This window comes from Aliigemmobacter aestuarii (genome assembly GCF_004799285.1).
Lineage (GTDB): Bacteria > Pseudomonadota > Alphaproteobacteria > Rhodobacterales > Rhodobacteraceae > Aliigemmobacter > Aliigemmobacter aestuarii.
This window is the reverse complement of sequence record NZ_SSND01000002.1, coordinates 472,622-493,404: the sequence shown is the minus strand read 5'-3', so window position 1 is coordinate 493,404 and position 20,783 is coordinate 472,622. Positions and strand designations below refer to the sequence as shown.

The following is a 20,783-nucleotide window of genomic DNA, read 5'->3' as shown; positions in this document are numbered from 1 at the left end:
GCGGAAAGGCAGCTGCGCCATGACGAAGCCCTCGCCGATCTTGTCGCTTCGAGACATCCGGAAATCGTATGGGTCGATCGAAGTTCTTCACGGCGTCGATCTGGATATCTTTCCAGGAGAGGTTGTGGCGCTGCTTGGCGAAAACGGGGCCGGAAAATCGACACTGTCGAACGTCATTTCCGGAACCGTTTCGCCCACCTCGGGCGAGATGAAATGGCTTGGGGCGGCATACGCCCCGGCCACTCCGCGCGAAGCGATGGATGCTGGCGTCGGCATGATCCACCAGGAGCTCAAGCTGCTGCCGCAGTTGTCGATCGCCGAAAACGTCTTCGTTGGCCGCTATCTGATGTCGGGTGGCAGGATCGACCGCAAAGCCATGGAAGAAAAGGCGCAGTCCGGCCTGAAACGGCTGGGTCTGGACATCCCGCCGTCGCGCATAGTGGATGGCCTTTCGACTGCCAATCAACAGCTGATCGAGATTGCCAAGGCGCTGACCCTGAATGCGCGCCTTCTTATTCTGGATGAACCAACCGCCGCATTGGGTGGCGAAGAGACGCAACTCCTGTTCCGTCAGATCGAGCGCCTGAAGTCCGAGGGCGTCGGGATCATCTATATTTCTCATCGTCTTGAGGAAATCCGCCAGATCGCTGACCGGATCGTGGTGATGCGAGATGGAGCCAAGGTCCAGGAGTTCGACAGCGGGGATGTCCCGGTACGAACGATTGTCGAAGCGATGGTTGGGCGCTCCCTCGAACGGATGTTCCCGACGATCCCGACGCCATCTGACGAAGTCATGCTTGAGGTGACCAATCTTTCGTCGCCCGACAACACGTTCCGAAACATAAGTTTTTCGGTGAAGACGGGGGAAGTCTTCGGGATCGCGGGATTGATGGGCGCCGGGCGCACCGAGCTTGTCCGTGCCCTGACTGGCGCGGACCCCATCTCGCAAGGAAGCGTGAAGCTGAACGGGAAGGAAATAACCCCTCGTTCTCCGCGAGAGGCGATCCGACATGGCATAGTCCTGGTGCCCGAGGACCGAAAGCTTCAGGGGGTCGTTCTTGACCACACGATTGCAGACAATATCGGCTATGCGAACCTTGATGAGCTCACCAATTCGGGCTGGATCACCAACCGGAAGCTGTCAGCCTTCGCAGACGCGTTCATACGCAAGTTCGGGGTCAAGGGACACGGCGCACAAAACGCCGGCGAGCTTTCCGGCGGCAATCAACAGAAGGTCGTTCTGGCCAAATGGCTGGCGCGAAAGCCGCGTGTCGTCGTGCTCGACGAACCGACGCGGGGGATCGATGTGGGCGCACGGTCGTCCATCTACGAATTGATCATGGATCTGGCCCGGGACGGCGTCGCCGTCGTGGTCGTAAGCTCTGATCTTGAAGAAGTCCTTGGCGTTTCAAACCGGATCATGGTCATGGCTCAAGGCAACCAGGCCGGGATACTTGACCGGAATGACGCGAACGACGTGTCCGTCATGGAACTTGCAACGCTTTGAACGAAGAAAGTACCGATATGTCTGGCATCACTCTGAACGCCCCACAGTTGTTCGACCTTAGCGGCGAGGTGGCTTTCGTCACGGGCGCCGGCAGCGGAATTGGCCAAAGAATCGCCATTGGCCTTGCCCAGTGTGGTGCCGATGTCGCGCTTCTGGATCGCCGCACGGATGACGGTCTGGCCAAGACGGCGGAATTCATCGCTGCGGCAGGTCGCAAGAGCATCCAGATTGCGGCCGACGTGACTTCGTCCCAGGCACTGAATGATGCCGTTCAGCGCACTGAGGCCGAACTTGGGCCTTTGACCCTTGCTGTCAACGCGGCGGGCATCGCAAACGCCAATCCCGCCGAGGAAATGGAGGAAAGCCAGTTCCAGACGATGATGGACATCAACCTGAAAGGCGTTTTCCTGTCCTGTCAGGCCGAGTCGCGGGCCATGCTGAAGAACGGGCGTGGGGCCATCGTGAACATCGCATCAATGTCTGGCGTCATCGTGAACCGCGGCCTGATGCAGTGCCATTATAACGCCTCCAAGGCCGGCGTGATCCATATGTCGAAGTCCATGGCGATGGAATGGGTGGGACGTGGCATTCGCGTCAACACCATCAGCCCGGGCTATACCGCGACCCCGATGAACACCCGGCCCGAAATGGTCCACCAGACCAAACTGTTCGAGGAACAGACCCCCATGCAACGCATGGCGCATGTCGACGAAATGGTGGGTCCGGCCGTTTTCCTGTTATCGAATGCGGCAAGCTTCGTGACCGGTGTCGACCTCTTGGTCGATGGGGGCTTCTGCTGCTGGTAAGATGATGTTCCGTCATCGGCTTGCGGCCGGAGACCGGAAGATCAATGGCAAGCGTGGCGCGCTGTCTGACCTGCAGGCGTTGCCTGAAGGGTTCCCTTTTCGCAAGGCCGGGTCGAAACTTCGTCGAAGTGATCGGGCAAATCTGCACGCGGCCAACGGGTCCCGTTTCGGCGGAAAGAGCGTCGTCATTTCATCACCGGATGGGTGTCGAGGGGGAACAGCCCGCACGCGTTGTGGCCGATCAAACCGAGCCTGTGCGCTATTGCGCGAATGAGGATGATAAGGGCACTTGCGTTTCCGGTCTGCTGCAGAGATGGTGCCACCGTTCTCGGGGCGGGGTGAAACTCCCCACCGGCGGTTACAGCCCGCGAGCGCTTCTGCCTTTGGCAGAGGGTCAGCAGATCCGGTGAAACTCCGGGGCCGACGGTATAGTCCGGATGGAAGAGAATGGACGGGATCGTGCGTTATGCCGGCACCGACCAATATCGCCTTGGGACCGATCTGGACACAGGAGGTTCCGCAATGACGACAAAGACACTGAAGATCGCTTTCATCAAAGCGCGCTGGCATGCCGATATTGTTGATCAGGCACTGGTCGGTTTCCAGCAAGACATGGTCAGTTCCGGCGTGCCGCATGAAATTACGGCTTTTGATGTTCCAGGGGCTTTCGAAATGCCCCTGTTGGCAAAGAAGCTGGGCAAGAGCGGAGATTATGACGCCATTGTCGCTGCAGCACTGGTGGTGGACGGTGGTATCTACCGACATGATTTTGTGGCGCAGGCTGTCGTGACGGGGCTTATGGACGCCCAGATGCAGACTGATGTCCCGACGTTCTCGGTCAGCCTCACGCCGCATCACTTCCAGCCCTCCGAAGCGCATCATGCTTTCTTCCTTGAGCATTTCGTGAAGAAGGGCGCCGAGGCAGCACACGCAGTCCGAATGATTGCCGGTTTCGTCGACTGAAGGAGGGTGTGACCGAAAGACGGTGTGAACAGTCAGACGTCGGGAAATCCTGACATGACGTTCACACCAACCCGCCAGATGCTGACCTGCCCCCCGTCATCGGGAGTCGTTGGGGCGGATAGTGTTCATTTTCCTGTCGGGCAAGCGCGCCGGGGGCGAGTTCCCGGCCCGTTCAGATCCGCCGTTCCGTTGCCGCGTCGAAGACATGCGTGGCTTCGGGCGGGATCGAAAACCGTATGACCGATGGCAAATCATCCTCGCGGTGAACGCCGGGCAGGCTGGCCACGACATCGCCGGGGACGCCTTCCATCGTTCCGTGGACCAGCGTGTTTGCGCCCAGGGGCTCGGCCATGCGCAACTGCATCGTCAGCGGGCCCGTCTCGTCACGGGTCAGGTGTTCGGGACGCAGGCCCAGCTTGACCGGCCCCTGCGCCTCGACCGCGACCGGGACGGCAACGCCATTGGCCAGCCGCACCTGCCGCCCCTCACCGGTGCCATCCAGCATGTTCATCGCCGGGCTGCCGATGAACTGGGCGGCAAAGACCGTTGCGGGGCGTTCATAGACCTCAAGCGGTGTGCCGATCTGTTCGGCGACGCCCGCATTCATCACGATCATCCGGTCGGCCAGCGTCATGGCCTCGACCTGGTCATGGGTGACGTAAAGCGCGGTCACCCCCAGCTTGCGTTGCAGCCCCTTGATTTCCAGCCGCATCTGCACCCGCAGCTTTGCATCAAGGTTCGACAAGGGTTCGTCGAACAGGAACACGGACGGATCGCGCACGATGGCGCGTCCCATCGCGACGCGCTGGCGCTGCCCGCCGGACAGTTCGCGCGGCTTGCGCGCCAGATAGGGTTCCAGTTGCAGCATCCGCGCGGCCTCGGCCACCCGCGCGGCGATCTCGGCCTTGGGTTTGCCGGCGATCCGCAGGGCGTAGCCCATGTTCTCGGCCACGCTCATGTGCGGATAAAGCGCGTAGTTCTGGAACACCATCGCGATATTGCGGTCCATCGGTTCGCGGTCGTTGACCCGGTCGGCACCGATGAACAGGTCGCCCGCCGTGATCGCCTCAAGCCCCGCGACCATGCGCAGAAGCGTGGATTTCCCGCAGCCCGAAGGGCCCACGATGACGATGAATTCGCCATCTGCCACGTCGATGGACACACCGTGGATCACGGCGGTCCGGCCATAACTTTTCTGGAGGTTCCGCAGGGATAGGGTTGCCATTACTTCTCGCTGTCGACTAGGCCGCGGATGAACAGTTTCTGCATCGAGATGACGACGATCACGGGCGGCAGCATCGCAAGGATCGAGGTTGCCATGATCACCGGCCAGTCGGCCAGATCGTCGCCCGAGGGGAACATCTGCTTGATGCCCATCACGATGGTGTTCATTTCGGGGTTCGTGGTGATGAGGAGCGGCCAGAGATACTGGTTCCAGCCGTAGATGAAGAGGATGACGAAAAGCGCCGCCATGTTGGTCCGGCTCATCGGAACGAGGATATCCCAGAAGAACCGCATCGGCCCGGCGCCATCGACCCGCGCGGCCTCGGCCAGTTCATCGGGCACGGTCATGAAGAACTGGCGGAACAGGAAGGTGGCGGTCGCGCTGGCGACAAGCGGCAGGATCAGGCCCGAATAGCTGTTCAGCATGCCGAAATTCGCGATCACCTCGAAGGTTGGCACGATCCGCACCTCGACCGGCAGCATCAGCGTCAGGAAGATCAACCAGAAGAATGCCTTGCGCCCGGGAAACCGGAAATAGACGATCGCGAAGGCCGATAGCAGCGAGATCGCGATCTTGCCGAAGGCGATGCCCAGGGCCATGACCAGCGAGTTCAGCATCATCGTGGCGACGGGCACGTTCACACCCGCCACAAGAGCCTTTGAATAGTTTTCGACAAGGTGAGGGCCGGGCAGCAGCGGCATGGGCGGCCGGGCGATTTCGGCCTGCGTCACCGTCGAGGCGACGAAGGCCAGCCAGATCGGAAAGAAGATGAACAGGACGCCGACGATCAGCCCCAGATGGGTCAGCCAGTAGGAGAGGCCACGCTTTTCGACCATGCCCGACATCAGTAGTGCACCTTCCGTTCAATGTACTTGAACTGGATCACCGTCAGCAGGCCGACGACCAGAAGAAGGATCACCGATTGCGCCGCAGACGAACCCAGGTCCTGCCCCACGAAACCGTCTGCATAGACCTTGTAGACAAGGATCGTGGTCGATTGCTGCGGACCGCCCGCCGTGATCGTGTGGATCACCCCGAAGGTTTCGAAGAAGGCGTAGACGACATTGACGACCAGAAGGAAGAAGGTCGTGGGCGACAGAAGCGGCCAGACGATGGTGCGGAACCGCGTCCAGAAACGCGCGCCGTCGATCGCCGCCGCCTCGATCACCGATTTCGGGATTGCCTGGAGCCCCGCAAGGAAGAACAGGAAGTTGTAACTGATGCGCCCCCAGGCGCTGGCGACGACGACAAGACCCATCGCCTCACCCCCGTTCAGGACATGGTTCCAGTCATAGCCAAGCTGGCCCAGATACCAGCTGACCACGCCGATCCGCGTGTTGAACATGAACATCCACAACACACCCGCGACCGCCGGGGCCACCGCATAGGGCCAGATCAGCAGGGTGCGATAGGTGCCCGACCCCTTGATCAGCCGGTCGGCCAGCACGGCAAGGTAAAGCGCAATGCCCATCGACAGCAGCGTGACCGAAACCGAAAAGATCGCCGTGGTCACGAAACTTGCGCGGTAATAGCTATTGCCCAAGAGGTATTCGAAATTGCCAAGGCCGACGAACTGCATCGACAGGCCGAACGGGTCGGGGATGAACAGCGACTGCCAGATCGCCTGCCCCGCCGGGTAAAAGAAGAAGACCGCCGTCACCACCGCTTGCGGTGCGACGAGCAGCAGGGGCAGCCAGAGGCCCTTGAAGGTGACGCGCTTGTCCATCTGTCGGAAGAAAGGCCGGGGGCGCGACGGGCGCCCCCGGCCTGATCACGTGTCAGCGGTTGGCGGCTTCGAAGCGGCGCAGAAGCTCGTTCCCGCGGCTGACCGCCGAGTCAAGCGCGGCCTGAGCATCCTTCTGCCCGGCCCAGACACCTTCAAGCTCTTCGTCGATGATCGTGCGGATCTGGTCAAACGATCCCAGCCGCAGGCCCTTGGTGTTCGGGGTCGGCGGCTTGGCGGTCATCTGCTTGCCCGCGATGTCGGTGCCGGGGTTGGCGGCATAGAAGCCTTGGCTTGCGGTCAGCTCTGCCGCGGCCGGGGTGGCAGGCAGATAGCCGGTGTCCTGATGCCACTTGGCCTGCACCTCGGGCGACGAAAGGTATTCGAGGAAGGCCGCCACGCCGGCATATTCGGCCGGTTCATGGCCGGCCATGACCCACAGCGACGCGCCGCCGATGATCGTGTTCCACGGTGCACCCTCGACGGCGGCCCAGTGGGGCAGCGGGCGGATATCCCAGTTGAACTGTGCTTCGGCCTTCACGCCGGCGTAACCGGCCGAGCTTTCGGTGAAGAGCGCGCATTCGCCCGCACGGAAGTTCGCACCCGCCTCGTTGCGGCGGCCGTTGTAGATGAACTTGCCGTCGCGCGCCCATTCGCCCAGCATGGTGATATGCTGCACCTGGACCGGGCCGTTGAAGGTGAGTTCGGTGTCAAACCCTTCGAAGCCGTTCGCCTTGGTGGCAAAGGGCAGGTCGTGGTAGGCCGAGAAGCTTTCCAGATGCGCCCAGCTTTGCCAGGCAGTGGTGAAGGGGCAGGAAACCCCGGAAGCCTTCAGCTGATCCAGCACCGGGCCGACGGCCTCCCAGGTCGACAGGTCGGTGTTCGGGTCGATGCCTGCGTTCTGCAGCATGTCGCGGTTGACATACATCACCGGGGTCGAGGCGTTGTAGGGGAAAGACAGCATCTGGCCTTCGGGCGTGGTGTAATAGCCGGTCACGGTGGGAATGAAGCCCGCCGGGTCAAACGGCTTGCCGGCTTCGGACATAACCTCGTGCACCGGCTTGATCGCGCCCTTGGCGGCCATCATCGTGGCGGTGCCCACCTCGAACACCTGAAGGATATGCGGTTGTTCACCCGCACGGAACGCGGCGATGCCCGCGTTCAGCGCCTCGGAATAGTTGCCTTTGTTGGTGGCGACCACCTTGAAGTCGGACTGGCTGGCGTTGAATTCGGCCACCTGGGCGTCCAGCAGTTCGGCAAGGCGGCCGGTGAAGGCGTGCCACCACTGGATCTCGGTCTGCGCCGCAGCGGAATTCGCAAAGGTCGTCGCCGCGACCAGAGCCATCAGGCTCGTGGAAAAATGTTTCATGATTTGCTCCTCCATTGGCTCAGGCGAGCGGTCTGTTGCGCTGCGTCCTTGCGGTAAAAGCAAAGCAGATTGTGACCATAATTCAAGTAAAATTTTGATTTAACAAATATAATATCATGTTATGAATCGTGTTCCGGAAAGCAGAAAAGGCCGAGCCGCATGTCGATTCCGATCCGTCAACTTGAGGCGTTTCATGCCACCTGCCGAAAGGGTTCAATCACCCGTGCAGCGGAATATCTGGGGATATCGCAGCCCGCGGTCAGCCGGCTGCTGTCGTCCCTTGCCGAAAGCGTCGGGTTCGAACTGTTCCACCGCAGCGCCGGACAGCTTCAGCCGACAGCCGAAAGCGCGATCCTTCTGCGCGAAGTCGAACGGTTGCTGGACAATCTGGAAACCATCGACCGGCTGAGCCATGACCTGACCGACCGGCGGGCGGGCCACCTGCGCATCGCCTGCCTTCCAGGGTTTGCTGTCAGCCATCTGCCGAAGGTTCTGGCGGACTTTCTTGCCGGGCGTCCGAAACTGCGCGTGACCCTGGAACCCGACCGGCCGGAACGGATCCTGGAATGGATCATCAGGGAACATTATGATTGCGGCATCTCGGATGAATACAGCACCCACCCCGCGATCCGCGTGCGGATGGTGGGCATGCGGACGGTCTGCATCCTGCCGAAGGGTCATGCCTTGTCGGCCCGGCACGAAATCCGGCCCGAGGATATCGTGAACGAGAACATCATCCATACGCGGCGCGATTCGGGCTTCTTTCACCAGTTGCGCGATGTCTTTTCGGCCCGGGGCCTGAAGCTTGGCAGCCGGATCGAGACGCGGCAGTTCACGGCGGCCTGCATGCTGGTGGCGGCGGGGGCGGGCGTTGCCGTGGTGTCCGAGATGGACGCACGGGAATACGAATCGCGCGGTCTGGTGTTGCGGCCCTTCCTGCCCGAGACGCCGCATTACCTGTCGCTGATCCGCCCGCCGACCGCCCGCAGTTCGCTTCTTGCTTCCGAGTTCATGGAGATGTTCGAAGACAGCCTTGCGCCCTTCCGCGTATCGTGAACCGCGGTTCCTCACGGCTCCGCCCCGTGGCGCAGGCCCATGCGGCAAGGTTGCGCAAATCCATCGGTCTGGCGGTGGCGGAACATCATCGGTGATTTGATCGTCACTTGGGCGAAACGCCTGTGCCCAAGCCGATCAAGAAGGTCGAATGCCTCTGCAAGGGCGGTACTGCCGTCCGCCAAATCGCCGATGTGCCGGATCGAGACGCGCGGCGACGGGCGTTCGAGGCGCGCCGGAAATGCGGGCACCTGCCCCCGGCCGTGTACAATCCTGTTGCGATCTGCAACCCTGGCGGGAAAGCGCGAGGCCTTTCGGCCATGGCGGAGCCATCGCGCGCGCATTCGCCCCGACATTGCGGAATTTCCTGCGAACTCTTCGGTTTGAAATCAGGAAATTCGTTATACTCAACACATTGTCAGTGCTTCTTTTACGATTCGTTTGTCGAATGGCTTGGAAGGGCAGGCATGAATTTGCGATGTCGTTTTGGTGTGATGGTGGCGGGGATATTGATGTCCCTCGTCTTGGCCACAGGCATCGCAGGCGCAGTCACTCCGGACGGCTACACCATCACGATCGGTGATGAACTTGAACTGGATATCCTTGATGACAGCGACCCGCCGCAGCGATTTGTCGTCGGGACCAACGGATTGGTTCAACTGCCCTTCATCGGCGGGATCGAGGTTGCCGATGTGACCTTGGGCGAGGCCCGGCAACTGATTGCCGACGCCTACGTCAAGCGCGAGATCTTCGTCGCGCCGACGGTTGAGCTTTCGGTCGCCAATTTCCGCCCGATCTTCGTGATGGGCGATGTGCGCAATCCCGGCAATTACGAATACCAGCCGTTTCTTACGGCCGAACAGGCCGTCGGGCTGGCCGGGGGTACGGCGGTATCGGCCAACAACGAAGAGGCCCGGATCCTGGAACGCCGCAACCTTGAAGGCGCGCTGAACGGAACCGATGCCGACCTGGCGAGACTTGCGGTGCAGTTCGCCCGCGTGCAGGCCCAGATCGAAGGCAGCCCCGAAGTGCGATGGACAGACCTGCCGGATACGCTGCGCGCTGTCGTCGACCGCGAGATGTTCGATGCCTTGAAGCCCAAGGAAGACCAGATCATCGCGCTGGACGACCTGAACCGTACGACCCAGCGTCGGCTGATCGCCGATGCGGCGCAGGAAGCCGAGAACCGCGTTGCCCTGATCGACCAGCGCGAAACGGTTCTGGTTTCAGCGCTTGACCTGGGAAGGGACGAATTGCAGCGCGCCCGCGATCTGGCCGAGCGGGGGCTTGCCACGCAAACCGCCGTGTCCAACGCCGAACAGACCATCGCGAGGCAGGAAAACGAGATTCTTTCGCTGCGCGAACAGCGGTCGGGGGCACTGGTTCAGCTGAACCAGTTGCAGAGCGAATTGTCGCGCATCGACAACGAACGCGAGAAGTCCCTGATCGGGGAATCGCAGACCCATCGCAGCAATATCGAAAAGCTGATGACCGAACGCGCCTCGATCGAAGATCGGCTGCGGCTTCTTGAACAATGGATGAGCATCGGCGCCGGGGCCGAGTCCGAGCTTCTGGTCGGTTACGTCGCGCGCAGGCGCACGGCGGACGGGCTGGTCAGCCTGCAACTGTCGGCGCAGGACGAACTCGCGCCCGGTGATCAGCTTGTGGTGACGGTCCGGCCCCCGGACGGGCTGGAAGAAACGGGGCAGGGCGGATGACAAGATCGACCGGGTTCGAAAAGGCGGAGCCGACACCGATCCGCTTCGGCGGTGAACGCGCGGCGGGCATAGACTTTGTCTATCTCTGGGACATCCTGCGCGGAAATGCCGTCCATGTGGGGGCGATCACGCTGGGTGCGGTCGTCCTGATGTTCATCTACCTGATGACCGTCGCACCGACCTACACGGGCTATGCCCAGATCCTGATCGACACGCGCCAAGAACGGCTTTCCCCCGTCGAGGAAGTCGTCTCGAATCTGAACGTGAGCAATTCGGTGATCGCGGGCGAGGTGATCACCATGCGGTCGACCTCGCTGATCGGGGATGTGGTGGATGCCAACGACCTGATCAATCACCCCGCCTTCGATCCGCGTGTGCCGCGGCCCGAGGGGATCGTCTCGCGCATCAAGCGGCTGGTGAAGTTCGATGCGCCGTTCCACGAAAAGGCGGCGGCAATGTCGGATGATGCGCTGCGTTCCATCGTCATCAGCGATATCCGTCGCGCCCTGACCACCAGCCAGATCGGGGTGTCTTACGCGATCAGCGTCCAGTATTCCTCGACCGATCCGAAGGTGGCGGCCTTCATCGCCAATGCGGTCGCCAACCAGTATCTGGACAATCTGATCGGGGCGAAAGAGGCCGCGACCGACCGGGTGAACGTCTGGATGTCGCAGCGCATCGCCGACCTGAGCCAGCAGGTGCAGGAGGCCGACGCCGCCGTGGTCGCCTTCCGCAACGAAATGAATGATGCCGCGGGCGGCGGGATCGAGACGACAAATCAGCTTCTGGCCGAACTGAACAGCCGGCTGGTGGCGACCAGCGCCGAACGCGCCGATGCCGAAGTCCGCTACCGCCTGGTGGAACGGATGATAGAAGCCGAAGGCGGGCTGGTCGCGGTGGCCGATGTGGTCACATCACCTCTTCTGGAGGCGCTGAACAAGCAGCGCACCGAACTTGCGCTGCGGCAGGCCGAACTGGGCAGCACGCTTGGCCGCAGGCACCCCGAGATGGTGCGCATATCGGCCCAGATCGCCGATATCGACCGCAGCATCGAGGATGAGCTGCGCCGCCGGGTCGAGGCGATGCGCAGCGATGTCAGCGTTTCGCAAAACCGCGAGGCGGCGCTGCGCGAACAGATCGACGAGGTGTCGCAGCGGTCCGAACAATTGGCCACGGCTTCGGTCCGCCTGGATCAGCTTGAACGCACCGCGGCCGCTACGCGGGTGGTCTATGAAAACTTCCTGGCGCGGTTCAAGGAAACCAGCCAGCGGTCCGATTACCAGACGCCCGAAGCGCGCCTGATCAGCCGGGCGGATGTGCCGATCGTGCCGACCGCGCCGCGCAAGCTTCTGTCGCTGACGGTCGCGATGCTGGCGGGGGTGTTCCTGGGTGTGGCCTTCGTCTTTGGCCGCAGCATCATTGCCCATCCGGTCCGCACCTCGACCGAACTGCGCGAGGCGACGGGCCTGCCCAATCTTGCGCTTTTGCCCTATGTGCGGGGTCTGGGCGACAGCACCTCGACCTTGCGCGATGCGTTGACCGAACAGTCCGCGTCGCCGCTGCGCGAGGGCGTGGTGAACGTGCGGATGCGGCTCTTCGACAAACCCCCGGCGAAACGTCCCAAGGTGGTGACGGTTACTTCGGCGCGTGCGGGCGAGGGCAAGTCGACGGTCTGCTACCTTCTGGCCAAGTCGCTTTCGGCCACGGGGCTTTCCGTCGTCATCCTTGATGCCGACCTGCGCCGGTCCGACACGGTGAGGGCGCTCGGGCTTGAAAAGTCGGGTCTGTGCCTTCTCGATTTCCTCGAACATGGCGGCAACCTGAAGGACCTGCTGCATCATTCGGATCTTCTGGGCGCCGATGTGGTGCTGCCGCACCGGCGGGTGAATACGGCGGCCGACATTCTGGCCGATCCGAAGATGTCGGGGCTGATCGCGCGTCTTTCGTCGCGCTATGACGTGGTGATCGTGAACGGCCCGCCGGTCCTGAACCTGCTGGATGCGGTCGTGCTGGCGCGTTACGCCGATACCACGCTTCTGGTCGTCGAAAGCGGGCAGACGCCGGTCAAGATGCTGCGCGACATCCTGCACCGCCTGCAGGAGGCCAATGTGACCATCGCCGGAACGGTGATGACCAAGGTCCGCCACAACGATGTCGCGGCGCGTGAAGTCTATGGCTATTCCTACTAGGCCGGGCCGCACCGAACCACGCGTCGCCATCGTGCATTACTGGCTCGTGTCGATGCGCGGCGGGGAAAAGGTGCTGGAGGAAATGCTGCGGATCTATCCGCAGGCCGAGATCTTCACCCATGTCGTGGACCGCGAACGGATGTCGCCCGGCATCCTTGCCCATCCGATCACCGAAACCTTCGTCGGCCGTCTGCCGGGCGCGAAAAGGCATTACCAGAAATACCTGGGCCTGATGCCCCGCGCGCTGGAAGAACTGGACCTGCGCGACTTCGATCTGATCCTGTCGTCGGAAAGCGGCCCGGCCAAGGGGGTGATCGGTGCTCCGGGGTCGCTTCATGTCTGCTATGCCCATTCGCCGATGCGCTATATCTGGGACCATTACCCGATCTATCGCGAACGGACGTCCGGGCTGGCGCGGGCCTATTTCGCGCGCACCGCGCACCGCCTGCGGGCCTGGGATGTGACAACCGCCGCGCGGGTGGATCGCTTCGTCGCCAATTCGCGTTTCATCGCCGACCGCATCCACCGGCTTTACAATCGCGATGCCGATGTGGTGCACCCTCCGGTCGATCTGGGCGCCTACCGCCTGCCCGATCCGGGCGGGCCGCGCGACCATTACCTGTTCGTGTCGCAACTGGTGCGCTACAAGCGCGCCGATCTGGTAATCCAGGCGTTCCGAGGCCTGCCGCACCGGCTTCTGGTGGTGGGCGAGGGGGCCGAACGCAAGGCGCTGGAACGCGATCTTCCGCCGAATGTCACGCTGCTGGGGCGGGCGCGGGCCGAAGACCTGCCGGGCCTGTACCAGCGGGCAAAGGCGCTGATCTTTCCGGCCGAAGAGGATTTCGGGATCGTCCCGCTTGAGGCGATGGCCTGCGGCACGCCGGTTCTGGCCTATGGTCGCGGCGGTGTTCTGGACAGTGTGATCGACGGGCGCACGGGGCTTTTCTTTCCCGAACAGTCCGCTGCGGCGATCCGCGCTGCGGTGGAACGGTTCGAAGCGGGCGAGGGCGTGTTCGACCCTCAGGCGATCGCGCGGCAGGCGCAGCGCTTCGGCCCCGACAGGTTCCGCCGGGATTTCGCCGCTGCCGTCGAACGCGCGGCCGAGGAACTGGCAAGGCGGCAGGCCGCACGCCACACCGGCAGCATCGGCGTGACCTGAGATGGAGACGCCCCCGGCAGATGCACCCGTGACGGTCGATCTGTGGCAATGGTCGCTTCAGGCCACGCCTGAACGGATCGCGCGCTGGCACGATCTTTTGTCCGCCGACGAGGCGACCCGCGCCGCGCGGTTCCTTCGGGCCGAACACCGCGACGCCTTCATCGCCGGGCGCGGGCAACTGCGCGAGGTTCTGGGCGCTGTGGTCGGACAGGCGCCAGAGGCGCTGGTCTTCGACTACGGCAGTCATGGCCGCCCGGCTCTGCGCGGCGCGGGGATGCCGCTGTTCAACCTTTCCCATTCCGGCGGGATGGCGGCGCTTGCGGTCTGCACCGGGCTTCAGCCGGGGATCGACATCGAACGTATCCGGCCGGTGGAACCGGCGGTGGCCCTGCACCATTTCTCGGCTGCCGAGAATGCGGTGCTGGGCACCCTGACGGGGCAGGACTGGGCGCGGGGCTTCTTTCGCTGCTGGACCCGGAAAGAGGCGATGGTGAAGGCCATCGGGCACGGGCTGTCGCTGCCGCTGAAGGGGTTTGACGTCACGCTGGCGGCGAACGACCCGCCCCGCGTCGTCAGAATCGCCGATGACGATGCCGCGGCCTGGGTGATGATCGGGCTTGACCCGGCGCCGGGGTTCGAGGGGGCCATCGCCCTGCGCAGTGGCGGGCGCGCGATACGGCTGCAAAGGCGTGACCTGCCATGACGATACTGGCCCGAACCCCTGACACCCGTCCGAAGGAACGAAGGATCGGCCCTGCCAACGCCGCCGGCCGCAGTACATTCGCAGAGCGAGGACGCTGATGGCCTTTTTCCCCGCATCGGCAGTCTTTCTTCTGATCTGGATCGCACGGGTGATCCGCAGCCCCGACAACGGCGTTGTCGTGGCCATCGCCACATTGCCCTTCGGCATGTTCGCCGCGGTGAAGGTGGCCGGGCTGTCGCTGCTTGTCACCGACCTGCTGGCCTCGCTGACGATGGCGGCGCTGATCCTTGCCTGGGTGCGTGCGGGTGCACATGTCGAACGTGGCGTGCTGACGGCCACGAATGCGTTTCTTGGCTTTTATGCTGTCTATGCGCTGATCTCGGCCACGATCCTTGTGCGCCTTTTCGCAGGTCAATTCCTGGTCTTTCCGATGAACGTCTCGGCGACCGGGATCGCTGTCAGCATCTTTTTCCAGTCGACGATGCAACCCCTTGCGCCTGGAATGTCGAATGTCGCGCAGGCGGGATATATCCTGCTGTCCTTCGGCTTCTTCGTTGCGGCGGCGGCGGTGTTCTTTCGCCGGTCGCCCGCACTGGGCGAACGCGGCCTGGCGATTGCGGCAGGGATCAACATCCTTCTGGGCGTGCTCGACCTGATGGCCTTGGACACGCTCCTTTCGGTGATCCGCACGGCCGATTACAGCCTGCTGAACCAACACAGCTTCAACGGCTTTCCGCGCGTGATCGGCGGGTTTTCCGAAGCCTCGGCCTTCGGTGCGACCTCGGCCGCGTTCTTCGCCTATTTCACCATGGCCTTCCTGATCCATCGCCGGGGGGCGCACGGGGGGCTGGCGCTTGGCAACCTGCTTTGCGCCCTGACGTCGCTGTCCTCCTCGGGCTTCGTCGCGGTTGCGGTGGCGGGTGTGGTGATCCTGGCGCATATGCCCGTCTATCTGGGCCGCGGCATGAGCCGGGGGTTCGCACATGGATTTGTCATCGTGGTGTCGCTTTGCCTTGCCGCGATCTGCCTGCTGTTCCTGCTGCCGGGCGTGACGAAATCCGCAAGCAACGTGTTGGACTGGCTGATCTTTTCCAAGGCAAGCAGCGAATCCGGAATTGAACGCAGCGCCTGGGCCAGGGCCGGGTTCCAGGCCTTCGCGGAAACCGGCGGTCTGGGGGCGGGGGCGGGTTCGCTGCGCGCCAACGGGCTGGCGGCGGTGCTGATGGGAAGCGTGGGCCTGCCCGGCACGCTGTCCTTCGCGATCTTCTTCCTTCTGGCGATCAGCGGCGGGCGGCGGATCACCGACCCGCATGACCGGAGGGCGTTTCACGCGGCGCGCGCCACCGCGCTGACGCTTCTGGCGGCGTTGATGCTTTCGGCCACGACCCCCAATCCCACGCTGTTCCTGATGGCGGTCACGGCCATGTCGGCGGCCGCGCGCCAGCGGGCGCGGGCGATGCAGGCGGCCCCTGCCCATGCGAGGGTGCACCCGGCATGAGCGTGTTGCGGGCGGGGGCGTGGACGGCGGCGTCGCGCGTGCTGGCGCAGGCGTCGCAGTTCATCATCTTCCTTGTGGCAGTGCGGCTTCTGTCGGCAGCCGAATTCGGGGTCTTTGCGGTTGTCGCGGCCTGGACGGTGATCCTGTCGCAATTCTCGCTGGCCGGCTGGCCCGAGTTCGTGATGCAATGGGCGGGCACGACCCGAAGGTTGCGGCAGGTTCTGGCTGTCTGTCTGTTCGTAGGCACGGGCTTTGCGGCACTCGGTGTCGTGGCGGCCCATGTCCTGCCCTATGACGACGACGCGACCTTGCGGCTGATGTGGGTTCTGGCGCTGTGGATCCCGGTGGTGAGCCTTGGTGCCACATATGCGGGCATCCTGAACCTTCAGGATCGTCTGGTCCCGGCGGCCATCGCCTCGAGCCTTGGAGAGCTTGCCAATCTGGCCGTGTCCATCGCCGCATTGCTGAACGGCGACGGTGTGCTTGCCTTGGCCTACGGGCGATTGGCGGGCGGGCTTGTCTGGTTGCTGGCGGTCTTCGTCCTTGTGCGGCTCTGGCCCGATCCGCGCATGACGCTGGCCGAATTCCTTGAGGTGTTCCGGTTTTCCTCGCGCATCATCGCGGTCAGGCTGTTGCTGAACCTGCGGCTTTACGCGGGGACGCTGGTGATCGGGTTCTATCTGGGGGCGGCCGATGCCGGGTATTTCCGCGCCGCGCAACGGCTGGTCGGCGCGCTGAGCGAGGTTCTGGGCGAGCCGACCCGCGTTCTGGCCTGGAGCCTGTTTCGCGCCGCGCGCAATGCTTCATCCGGGCCGCAGGTGGATTTCCGCGACACCGCCAATCGGTTCTTTTCCGCGCTTCTGGTGGTTTCCGTGCCGCTGTTTGCGGTCCTCGCCCTCTTGGCCGAGGATCTGGTCGCTGTGGTGCTGGGGCCGGAATGGGGACCCGCCGTGCCGGTGGTGCGGATCCTGGCCATCGCATACGCGCTGTATGCCTCGGGTGCCGCGACCGAGGCGATCCTGTCGCTGGCCGGGCGGATCGGCCTTCTGCCCTGGCTTGTCGCCGCTTATGCCGTGATCGGGGTCGCGTTGACGGTCATCGCCGCGCACTGGGGGCTGGAGGCGACGGCCTGGGCGCAGGTCGCGGCGGCGACGGTGATCTTCGTGACCACGATGCTGGTCCAGTTCCATGCCGCCCGCATCCGATGGGTCGAGATCCTGGCGCGGCTCTGGGCGATGCCCGTGGCGCTGGCGGTGGCCCTTGGCCTTGCGTGGGGTTTCAACGGGCTTGCCCCGCTTCAGGTCTGGCCCGCCGCACTGCGGCTTGTCCTGTCGTCGGTGGTGGCGCTGGTGGTCTATTCCGGCGCTCTCATGGTGGTGGACCGGCGCTTCCTGCGGCTGATTCTGGATCGCCGGAAGGGCGACTGATCCTGCGCACTTGGGGGTGAAATCCCTTTTCCTACCATATGTTGAGCCACCGTTTCGGCCCTGGGCGGAATCGACAAAAGGTGCACACGCATAGCGTGAAAAGAGGCAAAATCAAGGCAAAAGCCGTGCTTCCCCGCATGATTGCAGTAAACTGAATACATAAGCGGTGACGCCTTACGATTCGCTCCCAAAATTTTTCATCCTTGACGTTTACAGCACTGGGGTAGCTGCCATGCCTTCAGATGTGCAGTTTGAGCGGTTGGTGCAGACGAGTATCAAGTCGGGTCCGAAAGAAGCGGTTACTGCCGTTTCCAGAACGGTCAGGTCCGGCGATGTCGCAAAGTGGGTTTTTGACAAGGTCTTCGCGTTCTCGGCGCTGCTGTTTCTCGCGCCGTTCATTCTTGTCATCGTGATTGTCATCCTCATCGAGGACGGTCGGCCCGTCTTCTTTCGCCACAAGCGCGTGGGCAAGGACGGCAAACCGTTCCATTGCCTGAAGTTCCGCACGATGTACCGGGATGCCCCGGAACAGTTGGCGCGCATTCTTGCCACCGATCCGGTGGCGCGCGCCGAATGGGAGGCGAACCAGAAGCTTTCGGACGATCCGCGCATCACCTGCGTCGGTGAATTCTTCCGCAAGACCAGCCTGGATGAGCTTCCGCAATTCTGGAACGTGCTGCGCGGCGAGATGTCGGTCGTCGGCCCGCGTCCGATCGTCGAGGACGAAGCGCGCCACTACGGCGAACACTATGCCGATTACCTGTCGGTCAAGCCGGGGATCACCGGCCTGTGGCAGGTCAACGGGCGCAGCAACACCACCTATCCGGAACGGGTTGCGATGGATTGCGACTATGTGCGCCGCCGCAGCCTGCAACTGGACCTGCAGATCATCCTTCAGACGGTGCGGGCCGTGCTGCGCCGGGAAGGGTCGGTCTGAGGACGGATCGAAAAAGGTATCAGAACGCGATCAGATAGATGACCAGCACCCAGAACAGAGCGCAACCGGCGATCACGATCCGGCGCAACGTGCTGCCGGATGCCGAGGCCAACCAAGCCGCGCAACGTGAATATGTTGTGGTTCGGTGCGTGCTCATGTCCATCTTTGGATGCCACAACCCTGAGGGTGCCGTAAAGATATTGCTACGTGCACGGCCTGTTCCGGTCAACAAAGCTGAATCCCGGTGGCAGGATTGCGCCGAAACCGGCGGTTCATCGGGGGATTTTCGCCGATGCGCCTGATCGTCGCCATCCCCACGACAGGGCGGCGTGCCATCGTCGGGCCGACGATCCGCGCCATCGCAGACCAGACCCGTCTTCCCGACCTGCTGATCGTCGTCACGGCGCGCGAGGGCGACGTGGACGCGGCCGACCTTCGGTCGCTGCCCTTCCCGGCCCGTCTGGAACGGTCAGACCTGGGCCTGACCCGCCAGCGTAACCGCGCGCTGGATCTGATCGTGCCGGATGACGTTCTGCTGTTTCTCGATGACGATTTCCTGATGGCGCCGGATTATCTGGCCGCGCTCGAGGCGCTGTTCACCTCCCGGTCGGATGTGGTTCTGGCCACAGGAACGGTCCTGAAGGACGGGATCATCGGCCCGGGCATCCCGCTGGACGAAGCGGTCGCAACGGTGGCCGCGCTGCCGCCGGTCGGGGATCCGCGTCTGGTGCCGGTCTACAACGGCTATGGCTGCAACATGGCGGTGCGGGGGCGGCCGGTGGTGGAAACCGGCCTGCGCTTTGACGTGGCGTTGCCGCTTTACGGCTGGCTTGAAGATGTGGACTTCTCGCGCGCGCTGGCCCCGCATGGTGCGCTGGTCAGGTCCGATGCGCTGCGCGGTGTGCACATGGGCACCAAGACCGGGCGGGTCAGCGGGCTGCGGCTGGGCTATTCGCAGGTGGCAAACCCGATCTACCTGATGTCGAAGGGCACGATGCGTGCGTCGCGGGCTGCGGCGATCCTGTTGCGCAATCTCGTGCGCAACCTGGCCCGCGCGCTCTGGCCCGAACCCGAGGTCGACCGGCGCGGAAGGCTGCGCGGCAACCTGCGGGCCTTCGCCGATCTTCTGCGCGGCAGGCTGCATCCCCAACGCGCGGCGGAGCTGGAATGATGGTGCGGCACCCCGGACGGCTGGTGATCCTGACAGACTTCGGCCGCGCCCGGGGCGGTGCGTCGAAACTGGCGATGCTGCATGCCGGGCTGATGGCAGGGCGCGGGTTGCCCGTCACCGTCTTTGCCGGGGACGAGGGCGGCGATGAACCGGCAGGTGCCGAACTGGTCGCACTGGGGGCGCGGCGGCTGCTGGAACAGGGGCGCGTCGCGGCGGCATTGGGCGGGCTGTGGAACCGTGCCGCCCATTCCGCCCTGCGGGACTGGATCGCGGCGAACGACCGGCCGGACACGATCTATCATGTCCACGGCATCCAGCAGACGCTTTCGCCTTCGGTTCTTGCCCCGTTGGGGGCGGTCCGTCACCGGGTGGTGCTGCACGCGCATGACTATTTTCTGGCCTGTCCGAACGGGGCGTTCTTCGACTACCGCGCCGCGGCGACCTGCACGCGCCGCCCGCTGTCGATGGCCTGCCTTGCGCGAAACTGCGACAAGCGCAGCCGCGCGCAAAAGCTGTGGCGCGTGGCGCGGCAGGCGTTGCAGGACCGGGGCGCGGCGCCCCTGTTCCGCGATGGCCGGGTGGCCCTGATCCACGAGGGCATGGGCGCCCGCCTCTGGCGCGACCGGATGGCCGGGGTCCGGGCGGTGGTGATCCCCAACCCCGCCGACCGGCCCGCCGAACTGGCGCCCGATCCGGGGTCCTGTGACGAATTTCTCTATGTCGGCGATATCCACGCCTACAAGGGTGTCTTTCTTCTGGCCGATGCCGCGCGTCGCGCCGGGGTGCGCCTGCGTTTTGTCGGCGAGGGGCAGGACCGCGCCCGGTTGCAGGACGCCTATCCCGAACACCTGTTCGACGGCTGGGCCGACCGCGCCGGGCTGGCGCGGCGGCTGATGGGGGCGCGCGCGCTGGTGGCGCCCACCCTTGGCCCCGAGCCCTATGGTCTGGCCCCGGTCGAGGCGCTGCTCACCGGCGTTCCGGTGATCCTGTCGGATGGCATGCTTCTGGCCCGCGACATCACGGCCGGGGGGGCGGGGGCGGTTTTCCCGGCGGGCGATGCGGCGGCGCTGGCCACGCTTCTGGCGGACCTTGCGCGGGATGACGCCAGGATCAGGTCAATGGCCGCCCACGGCCCGCGCACGGCTGCGCGCATTTCGCTTGCGCCCGGCGACTGGGGCGACCGGCTTCTGGCGCTTTATGCCGAGATGCTGGCCGAAGCGGAGGGCCGGCGATGAACGAGCCGGGGATGAACGGGGCAGTGATGACCGGGGCAGTCATCACTGGGGCAGTCATCACTGGGGCAGTCATCACCGGGGCGGGCGCAGTCGGTGCCGC

At 63.8% G+C, this 20,783-nt stretch carries 18 protein-coding genes and 1 riboswitch; of the genes, 14 read left to right on the top strand and 4 right to left on the bottom strand.

Going from position 1 to position 20,783, the window contains the following annotated elements:
• Positions 1-19: 19 nt before the first annotated feature.
• The 3 genes from E7811_RS11105 (at position 20) to E7811_RS11095 (ending at position 3,276) form a co-directional block, all read left to right on the top strand.
• Positions 20-1,507 carry a sugar ABC transporter ATP-binding protein gene (locus E7811_RS11105; RefSeq protein ID WP_136394688.1) on the top strand — a complete coding sequence of 496 codons (1,488 nt, stop codon included), beginning with the start codon at positions 20-22 and terminating at the stop codon, positions 1,505-1,507.
• On the top strand, positions 1,504-2,313 hold the full coding sequence (locus tag E7811_RS11100; protein ID WP_246020373.1) for an SDR family oxidoreductase: 810 nt from the start codon (positions 1,504-1,506) through the stop codon (positions 2,311-2,313). The genes E7811_RS11105 and E7811_RS11100 overlap by 4 nt, the downstream gene beginning before the upstream one ends.
• A 320-nt stretch (positions 2,314-2,633) precedes the next feature.
• Positions 2,634-2,766, top strand: a riboswitch (FMN riboswitch).
• 69 nt (positions 2,767-2,835) lie between these two features.
• Entirely contained in the window at positions 2,836-3,276 is a 441-nt protein-coding gene (locus E7811_RS11095; protein ID WP_136394757.1) for a 6,7-dimethyl-8-ribityllumazine synthase, read from the top strand.
• 172 nt (positions 3,277-3,448) lie between these two features.
• On the opposite strand, the gene ugpC is transcribed toward E7811_RS11095, so the two are convergent.
• The 4 genes from ugpC to ugpB are packed head-to-tail and all read right to left on the bottom strand — an operon-like array spanning position 3,449 to position 7,593.
• Positions 3,449-4,501, bottom strand: a complete 1,053-nt coding sequence (ugpC, locus tag E7811_RS11090) for a sn-glycerol-3-phosphate ABC transporter ATP-binding protein UgpC (RefSeq protein WP_136394687.1) — start codon at positions 4,499-4,501, stop codon at positions 3,449-3,451.
• Positions 4,501-5,337 (bottom strand): sn-glycerol-3-phosphate ABC transporter permease UgpE, encoded by an 837-nt coding sequence (gene ugpE, locus E7811_RS11085; protein ID WP_136394756.1) that lies wholly within the window; start codon positions 5,335-5,337, stop codon positions 4,501-4,503. Before ugpE ends, ugpC begins: the two co-directional genes overlap by 1 nt.
• 8 nt (positions 5,338-5,345) lie before the next feature.
• A complete protein-coding gene (ugpA, locus tag E7811_RS11080) occupies positions 5,346-6,227 on the bottom strand; it encodes a sn-glycerol-3-phosphate ABC transporter permease UgpA (protein WP_136394686.1) in 882 nt (293 codons plus the stop codon).
• A 52-nt stretch (positions 6,228-6,279) separates the two neighbouring features.
• A complete protein-coding gene (ugpB, locus tag E7811_RS11075) occupies positions 6,280-7,593 on the bottom strand; it encodes a sn-glycerol-3-phosphate ABC transporter substrate-binding protein UgpB (RefSeq protein WP_136394685.1) in 1,314 nt (437 codons plus the stop codon).
• 159 nt (positions 7,594-7,752) lie between these two features.
• Between ugpB and E7811_RS11070 the strand changes: the two genes are divergently transcribed.
• The 11 genes from E7811_RS11070 (at position 7,753) to E7811_RS11020 (ending at position 20,683) form a co-directional block, all read left to right on the top strand.
• Complete coding sequence (locus E7811_RS11070) at positions 7,753-8,649, top strand: LysR substrate-binding domain-containing protein (RefSeq protein ID WP_136394684.1); 897 nt, start codon at positions 7,753-7,755, stop codon at positions 8,647-8,649.
• Between the two features lie 509 nt (positions 8,650-9,158).
• On the top strand, positions 9,159-10,364 hold the full coding sequence (locus E7811_RS11065) for a polysaccharide biosynthesis/export family protein (RefSeq protein WP_168732995.1): 1,206 nt from the start codon (positions 9,159-9,161) through the stop codon (positions 10,362-10,364).
• Positions 10,361-12,553: a GumC family protein gene (locus E7811_RS11060; protein WP_136394682.1), complete on the top strand. Its 2,193-nt coding sequence runs from the start codon at positions 10,361-10,363 to the stop codon at positions 12,551-12,553. Before E7811_RS11065 ends, E7811_RS11060 begins: the two co-directional genes overlap by 4 nt.
• The gene (locus tag E7811_RS11055) at positions 12,537-13,712 is read left to right on the top strand and encodes a glycosyltransferase (protein WP_136394681.1); all 1,176 of its coding nucleotides are present in this window, start codon (positions 12,537-12,539) and stop codon (positions 13,710-13,712) included. The genes E7811_RS11060 and E7811_RS11055 overlap by 17 nt, the downstream gene beginning before the upstream one ends.
• Position 13,713: 1 nt before the next feature.
• Complete coding sequence (locus E7811_RS11050; protein ID WP_136394680.1) at positions 13,714-14,415, top strand: 4'-phosphopantetheinyl transferase family protein; 702 nt, start codon at positions 13,714-13,716, stop codon at positions 14,413-14,415.
• A 97-nt stretch (positions 14,416-14,512) separates the two neighbouring features.
• A complete protein-coding gene (locus tag E7811_RS11045) occupies positions 14,513-15,913 on the top strand; it encodes a hypothetical protein (protein WP_136394679.1) in 1,401 nt (466 codons plus the stop codon).
• A complete protein-coding gene (locus E7811_RS11040) occupies positions 15,910-17,340 on the top strand; it encodes an oligosaccharide flippase family protein (protein ID WP_136394678.1) in 1,431 nt (476 codons plus the stop codon). Before E7811_RS11045 ends, E7811_RS11040 begins: the two co-directional genes overlap by 4 nt.
• Positions 17,341-17,506: 166 nt before the next feature.
• A complete protein-coding gene (locus E7811_RS11035; RefSeq protein WP_246020371.1) occupies positions 17,507-18,277 on the top strand; it encodes a sugar transferase in 771 nt (256 codons plus the stop codon).
• Positions 18,278-18,315: 38 nt separating this feature from the next.
• Entirely contained in the window at positions 18,316-18,579 is a 264-nt protein-coding gene (locus E7811_RS11030) for a hypothetical protein (protein ID WP_136394677.1), read from the top strand.
• Positions 18,570-19,448 carry a glycosyltransferase family 2 protein gene (locus E7811_RS11025; RefSeq protein ID WP_136394676.1) on the top strand — a complete coding sequence of 293 codons (879 nt, stop codon included), beginning with the start codon at positions 18,570-18,572 and terminating at the stop codon, positions 19,446-19,448. The genes E7811_RS11030 and E7811_RS11025 overlap by 10 nt, the downstream gene beginning before the upstream one ends.
• On the top strand, positions 19,445-20,683 hold the full coding sequence (locus E7811_RS11020) for a glycosyltransferase (protein ID WP_136394675.1): 1,239 nt from the start codon (positions 19,445-19,447) through the stop codon (positions 20,681-20,683). Before E7811_RS11025 ends, E7811_RS11020 begins: the two co-directional genes overlap by 4 nt.
• Positions 20,684-20,783 lie beyond the last annotated feature (100 nt).